This is a genomic window from Streptomyces glaucus (genome assembly GCF_039533365.1).
Lineage (GTDB): Bacteria > Actinomycetota > Actinomycetes > Streptomycetales > Streptomycetaceae > Streptomyces > Streptomyces glaucus.
In genome coordinates, this window is the sequence record NZ_BAAATK010000090.1 from 1 (window position 1) to 14,409 (window position 14,409).

The 14,409-nt window shown below is 77.1% G+C and carries 13 protein-coding genes; 3 read left to right on the top strand and 10 right to left on the bottom strand.

The annotated features are described in order from the left end of the window. The 9 genes from ABD363_RS31480 to ABD363_RS31520 form a co-directional block, all read right to left on the bottom strand. Nucleotides 1-666 (bottom strand): nitroreductase family protein (locus ABD363_RS31480; protein WP_486388800.1); only part of this gene is annotated, 666 nt, incomplete at its 3' end. Between the two features lie 10 nt (nucleotides 667-676). Further along, on the bottom strand, nucleotides 677-2,056 hold the full coding sequence (locus ABD363_RS31485) for a YcaO-like family protein (protein ID WP_344609796.1): 1,380 nt from the start codon (nucleotides 2,054-2,056) through the stop codon (nucleotides 677-679). Then, entirely contained in the window at nucleotides 2,053-3,534 is a 1,482-nt protein-coding gene (locus ABD363_RS31490) for a CocE/NonD family hydrolase (RefSeq protein WP_344609798.1), read from the bottom strand. The genes ABD363_RS31485 and ABD363_RS31490 overlap by 4 nt, the downstream gene beginning before the upstream one ends. Continuing rightward, on the bottom strand, nucleotides 3,531-4,385 hold the full coding sequence (locus ABD363_RS31495) for a hypothetical protein (protein WP_344609800.1): 855 nt from the start codon (nucleotides 4,383-4,385) through the stop codon (nucleotides 3,531-3,533). Before ABD363_RS31495 ends, ABD363_RS31490 begins: the two co-directional genes overlap by 4 nt. 92 nt (nucleotides 4,386-4,477) lie before the next feature. Further along, complete coding sequence (amiA, locus tag ABD363_RS31500; protein ID WP_241270818.1) at nucleotides 4,478-4,591, bottom strand: streptamidine family RiPP; 114 nt, start codon at nucleotides 4,589-4,591, stop codon at nucleotides 4,478-4,480. A 57-nt stretch (nucleotides 4,592-4,648) separates the two neighbouring features. After that, nucleotides 4,649-5,470 carry an ABC transporter ATP-binding protein gene (locus tag ABD363_RS31505; RefSeq protein WP_344609802.1) on the bottom strand — a complete coding sequence of 274 codons (822 nt, stop codon included), beginning with the start codon at nucleotides 5,468-5,470 and terminating at the stop codon, nucleotides 4,649-4,651. A 20-nt stretch (nucleotides 5,471-5,490) separates the two neighbouring features. Next, nucleotides 5,491-6,498 (bottom strand): FecCD family ABC transporter permease, encoded by a 1,008-nt coding sequence (locus ABD363_RS31510; protein ID WP_344609804.1) that lies wholly within the window; start codon nucleotides 6,496-6,498, stop codon nucleotides 5,491-5,493. Then, a complete protein-coding gene (locus ABD363_RS31515) occupies nucleotides 6,495-7,622 on the bottom strand; it encodes a FecCD family ABC transporter permease (RefSeq protein ID WP_344609806.1) in 1,128 nt (375 codons plus the stop codon). The genes ABD363_RS31510 and ABD363_RS31515 overlap by 4 nt, the downstream gene beginning before the upstream one ends. Before the next feature lie 104 nt (nucleotides 7,623-7,726). Further along, on the bottom strand, nucleotides 7,727-8,704 hold the full coding sequence (locus ABD363_RS31520; protein ID WP_344609807.1) for an ABC transporter substrate-binding protein: 978 nt from the start codon (nucleotides 8,702-8,704) through the stop codon (nucleotides 7,727-7,729). 86 nt (nucleotides 8,705-8,790) lie between these two features. On the opposite strand from ABD363_RS31520, the gene ABD363_RS31525 reads away from it, so the two are divergent. Both ABD363_RS31525 and ABD363_RS31530 read left to right on the top strand, forming a co-directional pair. Next, nucleotides 8,791-9,990: a YncE family protein gene (locus ABD363_RS31525; protein ID WP_344609808.1), complete on the top strand. Its 1,200-nt coding sequence runs from the start codon at nucleotides 8,791-8,793 to the stop codon at nucleotides 9,988-9,990. 558 nt (nucleotides 9,991-10,548) lie between these two features. Beyond that, nucleotides 10,549-11,727 (top strand): Cmx/CmrA family chloramphenicol efflux MFS transporter, encoded by a 1,179-nt coding sequence (locus tag ABD363_RS31530; RefSeq protein ID WP_344609809.1) that lies wholly within the window; start codon nucleotides 10,549-10,551, stop codon nucleotides 11,725-11,727. 538 nt (nucleotides 11,728-12,265) lie between these two features. On the opposite strand, the gene ABD363_RS31535 is transcribed toward ABD363_RS31530, so the two are convergent. Then, the gene (locus tag ABD363_RS31535) at nucleotides 12,266-12,550 is read right to left on the bottom strand and encodes a transglycosylase family protein (RefSeq protein ID WP_344609810.1); all 285 of its coding nucleotides are present in this window, start codon (nucleotides 12,548-12,550) and stop codon (nucleotides 12,266-12,268) included. Between the two features lie 454 nt (nucleotides 12,551-13,004). Between ABD363_RS31535 and ABD363_RS31540 the strand changes: the two genes are divergently transcribed. Next, nucleotides 13,005-14,405, top strand: a complete 1,401-nt coding sequence (locus ABD363_RS31540) for an NAD(P)-binding protein (protein WP_344609811.1) — start codon at nucleotides 13,005-13,007, stop codon at nucleotides 14,403-14,405. The last annotated feature ends 4 nt before the right edge of the window (nucleotides 14,406-14,409 follow it).

Below are 14,409 nucleotides of genomic sequence, written 5' to 3' on the forward strand. Positions count from 1 at the left end.
GCCCGGCAGCGGCGGCGGGGCGCTGCGGCGGGCCAGCAGTTCGGCGGGGGCGGGCGCGTCCGCCGGCGGCCGCGGGCGCGCCGGGCCCCGTCCGGCGGGCGGGGCGACGCGCACCGTGGCCAGTGGGCTGTCGGCGAGTCCGTCCAGCCGGACCTCGGGCTCGCCCGTGCCCAGCGCGCGGGCCGCGAGGAACAGCGCCGCGGCGGCGTGCCCGGTGTCCAGCAGCAGCAGCGGCCAGGCGCGGTGGCCGTAGTGGGAGACCGTGCGCCGGGCGGTGACGGAGAGTTCGGCGGTCACGCCCGGCGGCGTGCCGTCGGGGGGCGGGCCGAGGCGGTGCACACGGTGGCGCAGCGGGTCGTAGCCGTAGCGGCCGGGCGGCAGGGAGCAGCCGGCTCCCACGACCAGTTCGGTGTCCACCGGGTGCAGTGCGCCGGCGGAGGGTGCGGGGCGCAGGCGTCCGGAACCGTCCGAGGCCGCCAGGGAGAGGCGCAGCAGGGCCTGGAGGTCGAGGTCCGCCGGGCCGGCCCCGGGGAGCGGGCGCGGCGGCCCCGGCCAGGCCCGGACGGGGGGCCCGGCGGGCGTGTCCGGTCCGGGCCGTTCCGGGGAGCGGGCGCGGGCGAGGGCGGCGGCGAGGTCCGCCGGGCGGTCCTGGCGGGTGTGTTCCACGGGGCGGTCCTCACATGTGGGGCGGGGGCGCCAGCGTGAAGTCCTCCGGCGCGGTCGGCGCGGTCGTGCGCCAGCCGCGTGCGACGGCGGCCTCGGCCAGGCGCGGGCAGCCGAAGTACCCGAAGGCCGCGGGGGCGTTGGGGAGGAGTCCGGAGACGAGGACGCGGGCGACCCGCAGCGGGGTCTCGGCCACGTCCTCGGTGGTGAGGTCGAACGTCATGACGCGGTGGCCGCCCTCGTGGAGCGCGCGCTCCAGCCGGTCCCGGCTGCCGGGTTCGACCGCGTCGACGGACACGGTCCCGAGCGCGGGTTCGGTGAACCGCCGGGCCTGGGCCGCCATCCGGTCGTCCAGCCAGACCTGTACGTGCGCGCCCAGGTCCCGGACGTGCTCGAACTGCTCGCCGCAGGCGTCGAGGTAACGGCGGTCGGCGCGGTGGTCCAGATACAGGCCGCGGGCGAGCAGGCCGGCCTCGACGGCCTGGAACACCCAGCCGTCGGGGCCGGTCAGGCCCTGGGTGAAGACCCAGGTGTGGACCGCTTCGAGGACGGCCTTGCGGGCGGCCTCGGCCGGGTCGTACCGGCAGGCGAACCCGGCGGCGTACAGGCCGAGCCGCGGGTCGTGCACGAGGGCCGCCACGCAGGGGGCGAACTCCGAGGGCATCTCGACGAGACGGACGTCGAGCGCGGATCCGGCGAGGTCGTCGGCGAGGCCGGGCACGCCGGCCGGGTCGATGCCCCGGGCCGGGCCGTCGAGGTGCCACCACAGCTCCAGCGCGTCGCGTTCGACGATCTCCAGCAGCGCGCGCTCGACGGCGTCGTCGAAGCCCTGCCCGGTGGCGATCCCGGCGTAGTTGAGGTGGTGGGTGCGGGGCAGCGCGCGCAACTCGCCCTGGCGCCAGTTGAGGTGGGTGAGGGCGACGGGCGCCCAGACCTCGGCGGTCCGTCCGCCGGGCAGCCGCTCGGTGCCGCGCGTCCACAGGGCCGGGGTGTCGGCGGTGAAGGGGCGGTAGGGGAACTTCTCCCGGGCGTACTGCCACTGCGCGTAGGCGGGCAGGTCGCCGGGGCCGTAGAGCCGCATCCCCTTCTCGGCCAGCTCGGCGGCGGTGGCGCGCAAGGGGGCGCCGGGGTGGCCGGGCGGCGGCACGCGGTTGCCGCAGTACCGTTCCGCCCCTTCCGCTATCGCGGCGACGCGGGCCTGTTCGGGGTCGCCGAAGGTGGTGCCGAGGGACACCCGGTCGGCGGGCCACAGCCCGAGTCTGCGGGCGTCGGATATCTCGGCGGTGAGCGCCGTGTAGCGGGGCGGGGTGCCCGCGGGGTGCTCGACGGGCTTGACCTTGCGGACGATGCCGCAGACGGGGTCGACGAGAACTTCCAGCGGCAGCGCCGTCATCGCAGGATCTCCTTGACGGGATCGATGGGGGTGGGGCGGGACGTGAGCACGGGCAGCGTCAGCGCCACGCTCCGCGGGTCGACCTCCCGCCGGGAGGCGAGCAGCCGGACGGCCGTCACCGGGTCGTCCCCGGTGTGGGGGTTGCGGGCGTGGGCCGGGAAATGGTGTCCGGCGATCTCCAGGCGGAGCCGGGTGCCCGCCCGCAGCCGGCGTGCGAGCCGGCCGAGTCCGACGGTGAACTCGGCCGCCCGGCCCGCCGGTTCCGCGCGCCGGACGACGCCGACGGCGAGTCGCTCGGCCGTCCCTTCGGGGGTGAGGGCGACGAGCCGGGCGGCCCAGTCGGCGGACGGGGTGTGGGCGGTGGCCCGCAGCCGCACCCGTACGGGTCCGGCCACGTCGAGCGGGCGCGGCAGCGGCGGGGTGACCAGCAGGCAGCGGTCGGGGGGCCCGCCGGCGGGGACGGTCAGGTCGTCCGAGCGGACGGGACGGCCGGGGTCGGCGCTGAAGGCGGAGCCGTGCAGCAGCCGCATCCGCTGGGTGCGCGGCTCGCCGTCGGTGCCCGCGGGCAGCCACAGGTCGCCGCCGCCCAGCGCCAGCGCGCCGTGCCGGCCGGCGGTGAGCTCGCCGGCCAGGGCGCGGCGGGCCCACCGCGCGTACAGCTCGCCGAGGTCCACCCGGTGGGCGGGGCCGGCGTCGGGTCCGGGCGCGGTGACCAGGCCGTGTCCCCAGGGGCCCAGCAGCAGGCGCGCCGAGGGCCCGCCCCAGGCGCGCCACAGCCCGACGGTGTCCTCCGTGAAGTGGTCGTGCAGACCGCCCACCGCGAGCAGGGGTGTCGCGGCGTGCGCCGCCCGCGACACCAGGCGGCCGCGGTCGCGCTGCCGCCACAGGCCCGCCCAGGAGGGCAGGTTCCGGCCCAGCCGCTCGGGAAGGCCGGTCAGCGGCAGGTGGGTGAGCAAACCGGGATCCGCGGCGAGGGCCTTCTCCAGCGCGCTCTCGTCGGAGTCCCGCCGGTCGCCGTGGGCGGCCCACCATCCGGCGCGGGCCAGCAGCCGTTCCACGCCGGAGGGTTCGCGCGCCGTCTCGGCGGCGCCGAGGGCGGGCACGGCGGCGAGGACGGCGTCGGGCCGGGCGTCCCCGGGCGCGTCGAGGGCGAGGACGAGGGCGCAGTGGGCGGCGTAGGAGGCGCCGACGGCCACCACCCGGCCGTCGCTCCACGGTTGCCGCCGGATCCAGCGGGCGGCCGCCGCTCCGTCGGCGGCCTCGTTCCGGTACGGGTGCCACTCGCCCGGCGACGCGAACCGGCCCCGTACGTCCTGGACGACGGCGGCGAACCCGCGGCGGGCCCAGCCGCGCGCCTCGGCCCGGTGCCGTGCGCGGTCGTAGGGGGTGCGGACGAGGACGGCGGGGAAGGGGCCGTCGCCGTCGGGGAGGCGGACGTCCGTGGCGAGGCCTCCGACAGCCGTGCTGAAGGGCGTCATGCGTCCTTCTTCGGCATCGGGACGACCTCGGGCACCGGCAGGACGGGATGCTCGGTGACGGTCAGGGTGCGCAGGTCGACGCGCCGGAGCCGGCGCCGCGCGGGGACGCCGCCGGTGTCGGGGGCGCCGGTGGCCCACCGGCTGAGATCGTCGGCGAGCAGGGCCGCGAGCAGTGCGGCGGCGGGAACGGTGAGCCGGACCGGTGCGCCGGACGTGCGGGGCCCGCTCCAGTAGGCGGCCAGTTCGCGGTGGGCGGGGGTGGCGGCGAGCCGGCGGGCCCGGACGTGGGCCGAGGTGACGTCTCCGGGAGCGGCGGCGAGGGGCTCGACGTAGGCCTGCCAGCCCTCGCGGTGGCAGCGCAGCCAGGCGACGCCGCGCTCGGGCAGCCGGTCGGCGGCGTCCCACAGCCCGTCGGGCACGGGTCCGTCGAGGCACCACACGACGGCGGCGGGGTCTTCGTGCAGCAGGTCGTCGAGGCGGTCCGGTGACGCCTCGGACACGGCCGCCGCCGGCGTCGCGCGCGGCCGGGCGCCCAGGGCGGTCAGTTGCGCGGCGAGCGGTCCGGTCAGTACCGGGTCGCCCAGCAGCCGGATGTCCCGGCGGGCGGCGGGCCACTCCGGGCGCCGCGGCCCGTCGGTCAGGTGACCGGCCTGCTCGAACGCCCGGACGAGGCGGTCCAGTTCCTCGTCCGCCGGGGCCGCGGTCGCGCCGGAGAGCAGGGAGAGCAGGGCGTCCTCGTCCGCGCCCCCGGTCCGGACGCTGAGGAACTCCCCTTCGGCGGTGCGGACGGCGAGCCCCCGGCCGGGCACGGCGACGACCTCGACACCGGGTGCGAGCTGACTGCGGGACACGGCGATCCTCCTGACGGCGGGGCTGGGGACGGGTGTGGGCCCGCCCGGAAGGCAACGGGCGGACCCACGGTCCAGGGGGCTGGGCCCCCCGCTTACTCCTCGGTGTCCTCGAAGGGGTTCTCGACGAGCGCGTTGGAGTGGGAGGCCGAGTCGTGGGCCAGCTGGCCCGGGTCGGCGATCGGCGCGAAGACCTGCTCGTTGTCCATGAACTCTCCTTTTTCGTCAGGGAGAAGCGGCGTTCGGGTGAGCGCCACGACAGCACCTTAATGAATCTGATTTTCATATTCCAAGTCGGGGAGAGGGTGATCCGGGTAACACACCGGCCAGCCTCCCTCCGGATCCCGGCCGACCCGGCCGGCCACCTTCAGCACGTCCGCCAGCAGCCCCGGCGTGACCACCTCCTTCGGCGCCCCGTCGGCCACCACCCGGCCCTCGCGCAGGGCGACGACGCGTTCGGCGAACCGGGCCGCGTGGGCCAGGTCGTGCAGCACCATCACCACGGTGAGCCCGCGCTCCTCGCGCAGGCGGACCACCGTCTGCAGCACGTCGAGCTGGTGATGCAGGTCCAGGTAGGTGGTCGGTTCGTCGAGCAGCAGGACGCGGGTGTCCTGGGCGAGCGCCATCGCGAGCCGCACCCGTTGCCGCTCGCCCCCGGACAGCGCGTCGACCTCGCGGTCGGCCCACCGCTCCACACCGACGTCGCGCAGCGCCCGGCGCACGACGGGGTCGTCGCCCTCGCGCAGCATGCCCAGCGGGCCACGCGCCGCGTACCGCCCCTGCCGGACCAGGTGACGCACCGTCATGCCCGGTACGGCGGGCGCGGACTGGTGCAGCAGCGCCACCTTCCGGGCCGTGGCGCGCCGGGAGAGCCGGGCCAGGTCGTCCCCGCCGAGCAGTACGCGCCCCCGGTCCGGCCGCAGCAGCCCGGCGGCCAGCCGCAACAGGGTCGATTTCCCGCAGCCGTTGAGGCCGATGAGGGCGGTCAGCTCGCCCGGCCGGACGGTCATGTCGACGCCCCGCAGCACAGGACGTGCGGGGTAGCCGAAGTGGACCCCCTCGACGTGGATCCCCACGGACTCGGTCATGCTCTGTCCTTAAGTCGACTTCAGAACGTTCGGTTCGGCGCGCGGCGCACGACGACCAGGAGCAGCGCGGCGCCCAGGCAGGCGGTGAGCGCCCCGACCGGCAGCGTGAGCTGTCCGGAGCCCAGCACCGCCGCCGACAGCCGCGAGGACAGCTGCGCCACCGCGTCCGCCCCGCACACCACGACCGCGCCCACCAGGGCGGCGCCGGGCAGACCGACGCGCAGGTCCGCGCCGAAGACGGCCACGGCCAGGTGCGGGACGAGCAGTCCCACGAAGCCCAGCGCCCCGACGGCGGCCACCGCGCCCGCGGTGAGGGCCACCGCGCACAGCAGGGCCAGACCGCGGGCCCGTCCGGCGGCCAGGCCGGCCGCGGCGGCGATGCCGTCCCCGCAGCGCAGCAGGGTCAGCGGACCCGCCAGCAGCCAGGCCGCGGCACCCCAGGCCAGTGCCCACGGCCACAGCAGGTGCCAGTGCTGCCACACCCGGCCCTCCGTGGTGCCCACCAGCCACTGGACGACGCTGCCGAGTTCACCCGGCTCCACGAGGAGCACCATGGCGGTGAGCCCGCCGAGCACCGCCGACACCAGCACCCCGTGCACGGCGGTCTGCGCCGGATCGCCGCGGCCGCGGCCGGCGAGCAGCCACAGCAGCGCCGCTCCCCCGCACCCGCCCGCGCACGCGGCGAGGACGACGGCCAGGGGCGAGTCCCACCCGGCGAGTCCCAGGGCCGTCGCGGTGACGGCCCCGAGCACCGCCCCGGGGGTCACGCCCGTCACCTCGGGCCCGGCGAGGGGGTTGCGCAGCGCGGACTGCAGGACCAGCCCCGCCACGGCCAGGCACGCGCCCGCGCCGAGGGCCACGAGCATCCGGGGCAGGCGCAGTTGCAGGAGGATGTGGCGTTCCGTCGCGTCACCGCCACCGGCCAGGACGTCCCGGACCACGCCCGGGGACATGCCGGGCCCGGCCAGCAGTTCCACTCCGGCGCACACGACGGCCAGGACCGCGAGCACCGCGAAACGCCGGCTCACCGTACGTCCTCCCCGTCCCCGGTCGTCCCACCGGGGACGGGGAGGACCCCGCTGGGGCCGCCCCCGGACCCGTCCCGGCGGGCGTTTCGCGGCGCCCCGGCGCGAGGGGTCTCGTCCACGGCGCCGGGGGGCACGGCCCGCGCGTCCCGCGGCGCCGTCCCGCGCCGGGTCCGGCCGCGGCCGCCCGACCGGGTCAGGGCGACCCCGGCCGGCACGCCCAGCAGGGCCGTCCAGGCACCGACCGGCGTCTCCACGGGCGCCAGCGCCAGCCGGGCCGGCACATCGGCGACGGCGACGACCACGGCACCCCACGCGGCGGACCAGGACAGCCAGCGCACCGCCCCCGCCGCGGGGTTGAACCGCCGGGCCAGGTGCGGGGCGAGGAAACCCACCCACGCGACGGGCCCGCACACGGCCGTCACGGGGGCGATCAGCACCACGGCGATGGCCAGCGCGGCCAGCCGTGCCCGCTGGGCGCGCACGCCCAGCGTCTCGGCGTCCTCGTCGCCCAGCCGCATCACCGAGAGCACCGGCGCGCACAGCACGAGGGCGGGGGCCGCGACGAGCAGCCACGGCCACAGGCCCGCGACGTCGTCCCAGGTCCGGGCGGAGAGGGAGCCGAGCAGGTAACGGTAGATCAGCTGGAGGTCGAGCTGGTCGGCCATGACCATCAGGACGAGCAGCGCGGCCTGCAACGCGGCCGCGACCGCGGCGCCGGTCAGCAGCACGGCGGACGGACCGCGGCCCAGCCCCGCGGCGAGCAGCGTGAGCCCGCCGCCGAGCACGGCGCCCCCGATGGCCAGCAGGGGCTGGACGGCGGCGGGCAGCGACAGCGTCAGCACCAGCGGCGCGGCCACCCCCAGCGCGGCTCCGGACGACACCCCCAGCATCTCCGGCACCGCCAGGGGGTTGCGCAGCGCCTCCTGGAGCACCAGTCCCGCCGCCCCCAGGCAGGCGCCGGCGACGAGCGCCAGCACCAGGCGGGGTACGCGGAGTTCGGTGACGACGATCCCGGCGAGCGTGGTGTCCCCGTCCAGCACCGCGCCGGCGAGCCGGTGCGGCGGGACGTGGGGGGTGCCGAGACTCAGTGTGCAGACCGACGAGACGACCAGCAGGACGACCATCAGGAGTGGCTGCCACCCCCGTGCACGACGCGCGGGCCGCCGCGCGCCCCCCGCCGTGCCCTGTGCCGCGGCGGGCGCCGGGGAGAGCGCCGGTGAGGGCGCCCTCACCGCAGCGCGGCCGTGGCCTCGTCGAGGACGATGCCCAGCGAACGGGTACCGCGCCCCTTGGCCCACACCTCCGGGTCCACTTCGTGGACGTCGCCGTTGCGCACCGCCGGGATCTTGCTCCACAGGGGGTTCTCCGCCAGCTTCCGCGAGAGTTTGCCGTCCGCGTCGCCGAAGCTCATCGTCTCGACGAAGAGCACGTCGACGTCCTGGGCGAGGATTTCCTCCAGGCTGTAACTGCCCTCCACGCCGCGGGACTTCCAGGGGTAGTCGGCGATCCGGGGGAACAGGCTGGCGGCCACGTCGGCCTCCGGGGTGGCGACGCCGAAGTTCTCGTCACTGCCGTAGATGACGAGGGCGGTCCTGTCGCTCGGGGCCTTCTCGGCCGCGGCGAGCTTGGTCCGGAAGGTCTTCTCGGCCTTCTCCCCCTCGGCGGTGCGGCCGGTGAGCGCGGCGACGTCGCGGAGGTAGCCCACGCTGTCCTGCCACGTCTCGGGCTGCATGGCCCAGAAGGTGGTGGCGCCCTTCAGTGCCGGGGCGAGCTTGCCGTGGGTGTCCCCCAGGCCGATCACGAGGTCGGGCTTGTGGGAGAGGATCGCCTCCACCTCCGGGGCGATGAACCCGCCGGGGACGACGTCGACCTCCTTCGCCTTCTCCTCCCCCAGGAAGGCGGGGTGGGCGAGCAGCGTGCTGTTCGTGGCCGTCGGGACGATGCCCAGCTCGGTCAGGATGTCGTCGCAGAGCGCGAACAGGCAGACGATCCGCTCCGGTTTCCCGTCCAGGGAGATCTTCACGCCGTTCACGTCGGTCAACTCCGTCGCGGCCTTGATGGGTTCGACGGTGACCTCGGTCTTCGCGGCGGGCCCGGCCTGGTCGCTCGCGGGCTCGTCGGGCGACGAACCGCAGCCGGCCAGGACGGAACCCACCACCGCCGCGGCAATCCAGCCGCGGACGAATCTCGACGGTGAGCGCAGCATTGATGCCCTCGCTTCTTCTCGGGGACCCGGAACGCACTGAACATACATGATAATCGTTTTCACCAGGCCGTTTTCCGGAGGACCCCATGCCCGCTGCCGCTGCCCTGCTGCTCGTCTCCGACCACGTGAACGGATCCCTCCACGTGCTGACCGTGCCGGACGGCACCGTCACGGGGCGCCTGACCGGTCGTCACCTCTCGGAGCACGCGGGGTTCCTCGCGCTGCCGAGCGGGCGAGTGGCCTGCGTCGACGACCGCCGGGGGGAGGTGCTGGTGCTCGACCCCTTCGGCGACGAGCTCGTGGAACTCGCGGTCCCGGTCGCCGTGCCGGCCGAACACCTCGCCTGCGACCCCTCCGGCCGCCTGCTGGCCGTCACGACCGGCCTGGGCAGGAACACCGAGCCGTGGTCGGACCTGCTGACGGTCGTCGACCTGGCCACGCAGGACACCGCCCGGGTGCGCACGCGCGCCGGCGAGCCGGGCGTGACGGTGCTGGGCGGCGGCGACCCGCTGGTCGTGCTGCGGCACCGGGAACCCGGCGCGCTGGCCGTCCACCGGTTCGCGGACCTCCTCGGGGCACCGCCCGGCTGCCCCGCGGTCACCCCGCACGCGCTCCTGCCGCTGCCCGACGACGGGCACGGGGACGCGCAGGCCCCCGGCTCGGGACACGTGTTCGCGGCCACCGGCGCGGGAGTGCACCGGGCCCGGAGGAAGGGCGACGCGCTCGTGGCCGAGGCGGTGATCCCCTGGGGATCGCCCGCCCGCGGCTGGTACCTGCGCCTCGACACCCGCCGGCAAGCCCTGTGGAGCACGCTGCGCGGCGGCCCCCCGGACCCGCTGCGATGGCCGGAGTGGACCAACCAGGCCTGGCGCCACGACCTGGGGACGGGCCGCACGCTCCGCACCGAACTCGGTCCCGGCCTGGTCTTCCGGCTGGCCCTCGCCCGGCACCACACCGCCTTCACCCGCCTCCATCCCGACGGCGACGAGCTGATCCTCCTGGGCCCCGACGACGCCGTCCGCCGCCTGCCCCTGCCCGCCATGGAGGGCGCCCCGCGTCGCGGCGGCACCCCCTGGGAGGGCGTCCAGCGCCGGGCGGTGGCCGCCTCACCGGGCTCCGACTGGGTCGCCGTCACCCGCGGCGGCCACGGCGAAGTCCACGTCGTCGACGCGCACACGGGCCACGAGGCGGCCCGTGTGCGGTTGAGCACGCCGCTGCACCACGGCGGCCACATGACGCTGCGCACGCGGGACGACGGCGCCGAGGGCGATCCCGTGGGCCGGTGACGGCGGGTCCCGGCCGGGGCCTGCCGGACGCCGGCCGCACAGGCACGGCGGGCCCTCACCGGCCCCGCCGTGCCCGAACGCCGAGCGGCGCGGCGACATCGCCTGCACGGCCGCGGAGCCCACGTGGGGGGCGTCCGGCGCCGGTCGTCGACAGCGGGCCGGTTCGAGGAGCGCGGCCGCGGCGCACCGGCTCGCCCCCGGCCGGCGGCCGGCGGCCGGCGTCGCGGGGACCGGACGGCCGGGATCCCGCAAAGGCGCTACCGTACCGGCCGGCGCCGGGTGCCGGCGGGGGAATGACGTCGACGGCCCGTGCCGGCGGCCGCGAAACCGGGGTGCCCCGAGGGGCGTCGGTCGGGTAGCGTGCGGGCCGTGTCGAGTCCTGAGTCAGCCGAGGTGGGGGCTTTCGGTCACGCCGTCAGCCCCCTGACCCACTGAGACCAGCCGAGTTCGTGGTCCTGCCGCCCCGCCGCGCACCGCGGCCGGGCGGGTGCGCCCCGGGGTGCCGACCGCGGTGACGGGACGACCCTGTCGTGCTTCTCCTCACCTCGGAGCCACTCGATGCCTTTCCCGCTGTATCTGCTCGCCCTGGCGGTCTTCGCCATGGGCACCTCCGAATTCATGCTCGCCGGTCTCCTGCCGGACATCGCCTCGGACCTCGACGTCACGGTCGGGACGGCGGGCACGCTCACCACGGCCTTCGCGATCGGGATGATCGTCGGTGCGCCGCTGACGGCCGGACTTGCCCGCAGCCGGCCCGGACGGTCCAGCCTGCTCGGGTTCGTCCTCGTCTTCTCAGCCGCCCATGCCGTGGGGGCCGTCACCTCGAGCTTCCCGGTCCTGTTCGCGACCCGGGTGGTCGCGGCGTCGGCGAACGCCGGGTTCCTCGCCGTGGCGCTGACGACCGCCGCCGCACTGGTCCCTTCCGACGCGAAGGGACGCGCGCTCGCGGTGCTGCTGTCGGGCACCACGGTGGCCACGGTCGCCGGGGTCCCCGCAGGATCGGCGCTCGGCACGCTGCTCGGCTGGCGGGCCACGTTCTGGGCCGTCGCCGCTCTCTGCCTGCCCGCGGCCGTCGGCGTCTTCGCCGGAGTCCCGGGGCGTCGCGTGCGGCAGGACGCGGCCGGCGGGCCGGCCCTGCGAGCGGAACTCGCCCGGCTGAAGAGGCCGCGGCTGCTCCTGGCCATGCTGCTCGGGGCGCTGGTGAACGGGGCGACCTTCGCCGGCTTCACCTTCCTCTCCCCCGTCGTGACCGGCACCGCCGGGCTGGGCGAGCTGTGGGTCCCGGTCGCCCTGGTGCTCTTCGGCACCGGTTCCTTCGCCGGGGTCACCGTCGCCGGCCGGCTGTCCGACCGGCGCCCCGGCTCGGTCGTCGCGGTCGGCGGTCCGCTGCTTCTCGTCGGCTGGCCCGCCCTGGCGGTGCTGGCCGACCGGCCGGCCGCTCTGCTCACCCTCGTGTTCGTCCAGGGCGCGCTGTCGTTCGCGCTGGGCAGCACGCTGATCACGCGGATCCTGTACGAGGCGTCGGGAGCCCCCACCCTGGCCGGCTCCTGCGCGACCGCGGCACTCAACGTCGGCGCCGCCGCCGGGCCCCTCGTCGCCGCGACCACCCTCGGCACACGGGCCGGGGACCTCGGTCCGCTCTGGGCGAGCGGCCTCCTGGTCGCCGTGGCACTGCTGATCGCGCTCCCCCTGCGCGGTGCGATCACGGCCGGCCGGAGCGGCGAGGCACTCCGCTGACACCCGCGAACGCCCCGGCACGTGCCGGGGGCCGCGCGCCGAGGGCTCGTCGAGCGGTGCCGCATCCGGCCGATCGCCCCCGCCGCCGGGGCCGGCGTCTCCCGTGCTCGCCCGCCCAGGCGGACGGAGCAGTGCGACCCGTACGGCGGCACGGGACCGCTGGAGCGCGCCGGCGGTCCCGTGCTCCTCGCCGGCTCGGCCCGCGCCCGTAACCGTCCGACGCGCCGTGGGCCGGCGGCCGACCCGGGCATCGGCCGCCGCCGGCTTCCCGGCCTCGACGGGCCCGCCGCCCGGACCACCCGGGCGGCGGGCCCGCGGTGGCCGCAGCCGGACGTCTCCCTCGGCGGCGGCCACGGCGGGCCCGCGGACGCGGCTGCGCGCCGACGGGGCCCGCCACGCCGCGGTTCCCACGGGGTACGGGCCGGGCTCCGGCCGGTCGGCCGGGGGCTGGTCGAGCGCGTCCGGGCACCCGGTCCGCGAGGAACCGGAGGCGTGACGGCGGCGGAGCGGGCCGGGCGGCCCGGAGCGGCTCCGGCTGTCACGCACAGGTCCAGGCCGACATGCCCTGCAGCGCGGCCAGGCGCTTGGCCACCTTGATCTGTTCCTTGCGGGTGGCCAGGTCGGCGCGCGGGGCGTACTTGAGGCCGCCGGCCGCCACCCAGCTGGAGCGGGTGAACTGCAGGCCGCCGTAGTGGCCGTTGCCGGTGTTCGCCTTCCAGTTGCCGCCGGACTCGCAGGCGGCGATGGCGTCCCAGTCCACCCCGGACGGAACCGACGGCCGGGCCTGCGCACTGCCCGTGACGCCCAGCAGTACCGCGGTCATCAGGGCGACGGGGACGGCGGCGGATCCGCGGCGGCGGCCGCCGCGAGCACCGATTGCTGTGACATTGCGTGACAAGTCCATAGACAGACTGTTACATCATGCGGCGGGGCGGGGCAGCGAGCGGCGGCGACATGTAGGCCGAACGGCGTGGCGCAGCCGCTCGGCGTCACTCCGTGGCCGGCGCTCCCACCCGTGGCACCGGCCCTCCGCGCCCGCCCGGCCGCGGATCTCGCTCCGGCGAACCTCTCGGGGCCCGGCGCGCCGACCACCGCGGCAGCCGGTGGGGCGGCAGCGCGTGGGCGGTGCGGGGCCGGGACCGGCCTGCCGCGACGACGACGGCGCCCCTCGACCACCCCTCGCATTTCGACATACGTCTATGTTGACGCTCATCGATACAGGTGCCATGCTTGCCGCGCAAGACATCGACGAATGTCGAAACACGCAAGGAGTCGCCGTGAACGCGCCCGCCACCCACCTGCCCGTCGTCGTGATCGGAGCCGGGCCCACCGGCCTGGCCGCCGCCGCCCACCTGGTCGGCCGGGGCATCGCGCCCCTCGTCCTGGAGGCCGGTCCGGCCGCCGGCGCCGCGGTGCGCGAGTGGTCGCACGTGCGCCTGTTCTCCCCTTGGGGCGAGGTCGTCGACCCGGCCGCCGAGAAGCTCCTCGCCCCGGCCGGCTGGACGCGGCCCGACCCGGCCGCCCACCCCTCCGGCGGGGACTGGGCCGAGTTCTACCTGCAGCCGCTCGCCGACGTCCTCGGCGACCGCGTACGGCTGGGCGTCCGGGTCACCGGTGTCTCGCGCGCCGGCCGGGACCGGGTCGTCGACGCCGGCCGCGAGACCCAGCCCCTCGTCGTGCACGTCGCCCACGCCGACGGCCGGGAGGAGCGCGTCTTCGCCCGCGCGGTCGTCGACGCCTCCGGCACCTGGGGCACCCCGTCCCCGGCCGGCGGCAGCGGCCTGCCCGCCCTCGGCGAGAAGGCCGCGGCCGACCGGATCGTCTACCGCGTCCCGGACCTGGCGGACCCGGCCGTCCGCGCCCGGTACGCCGGGCGCCGCACCGCGGTCGTCGGATCCGGCGCCTCCGCCTTCACCGCCCTCGCCGGTCTGGCCGGCCTGGCGCGGTCCGACGACGGCGCGGGCACGAAGGCGGTGTGGATCCTGCGCCGCGGCCTGTCCGGTTCCACCTTCGGGGGCGGCGAGGCCGACCGGCTCCCCGCCCGCGGCGCCCTCGGGCTCGCCGCGAAGGCCGCCGTCGACGACGGCTGCGCGGACGCGGTCACCGGCTTCCGCACCGAGGCGATCGAGCGCACCGCCGACGGCCGCCTGGTCCTGGCGGGCGAGGACGGGCGCCGCCTGGACCCGGTCGACGAAGCGATCGTGCTGACCGGGTTCCGGCCCGACCTGTCCTTCCTGTCCGAGGTCCGCCTGCACCTGGACGAGCGCCTCCAGGCCCCGGCCGCCCTCGCCCCGCTGATCGACCCCAACCGGCACTCCTGCGGCACCGTCCGCCCGCACGGCCACCGCGAGCTCTCCCACCCCGAGCGGGGCGTCTACCTGGTCGGCGCGAAGTCCTACGGGCGCGCCCCCACCTTCCTGGCCATGACCGGGTACGAGCAGGTCCGCTCCGTCGCCGCGGCCGTCGCCGGCGACACCGAGGCCGCCGACCGCGTCGAGCTCGCCCTCCCCGAGACCGGGGTCTGCGGCGGCCCGGGCCTGTTCGACGCCCCCGGCGCACAGCGGGCCGAGAGCGGTTGCTGCGCGGCGCCCGCGCCGCGGCTCCTGCGCCCCGGCTCGCCCGCCGCGGCGGCGGCGACCGCCCCGGAGGCTCCGGCGGGCGGCTGCTGCGGCTCGTGACCGG

Bases quoted from the DNA above. Each gene is read 5' to 3' on its own strand.
- ABD363_RS31485 (WP_344609796.1), bottom strand. From the start codon at position 2,056: ATGACGGCGCTGCCGCTGGAAGTTCTCGTCGACCCCGTCTGCGGCATC.
- ABD363_RS31490 (WP_344609798.1), bottom strand. From the start codon at position 3,534: ATGACGCCCTTCAGCACGGCTGTCGGAGGCCTCGCCACGGACGTCCGC.
- amiA (WP_241270818.1), bottom strand. From the start codon at position 4,591: ATGGACAACGAGCAGGTCTTCGCGCCGATCGCCGACCCGGGCCAGCTG.
- ABD363_RS31505 (WP_344609802.1), bottom strand. From the start codon at position 5,470: ATGACCGAGTCCGTGGGGATCCACGTCGAGGGGGTCCACTTCGGCTAC.
- ABD363_RS31515 (WP_344609806.1), bottom strand. From the start codon at position 7,622: ATGGTCGTCCTGCTGGTCGTCTCGTCGGTCTGCACACTGAGTCTCGGC.
- ABD363_RS31520 (WP_344609807.1), bottom strand. From the start codon at position 8,704: ATGCTGCGCTCACCGTCGAGATTCGTCCGCGGCTGGATTGCCGCGGCG.
- ABD363_RS31525 (WP_344609808.1), top strand. From the start codon at position 8,791: ATGCCCGCTGCCGCTGCCCTGCTGCTCGTCTCCGACCACGTGAACGGA.
- ABD363_RS31530 (WP_344609809.1), top strand. From the start codon at position 10,549: ATGCCTTTCCCGCTGTATCTGCTCGCCCTGGCGGTCTTCGCCATGGGC.
- ABD363_RS31535 (WP_344609810.1), bottom strand. From the start codon at position 12,550: ATGACCGCGGTACTGCTGGGCGTCACGGGCAGTGCGCAGGCCCGGCCG.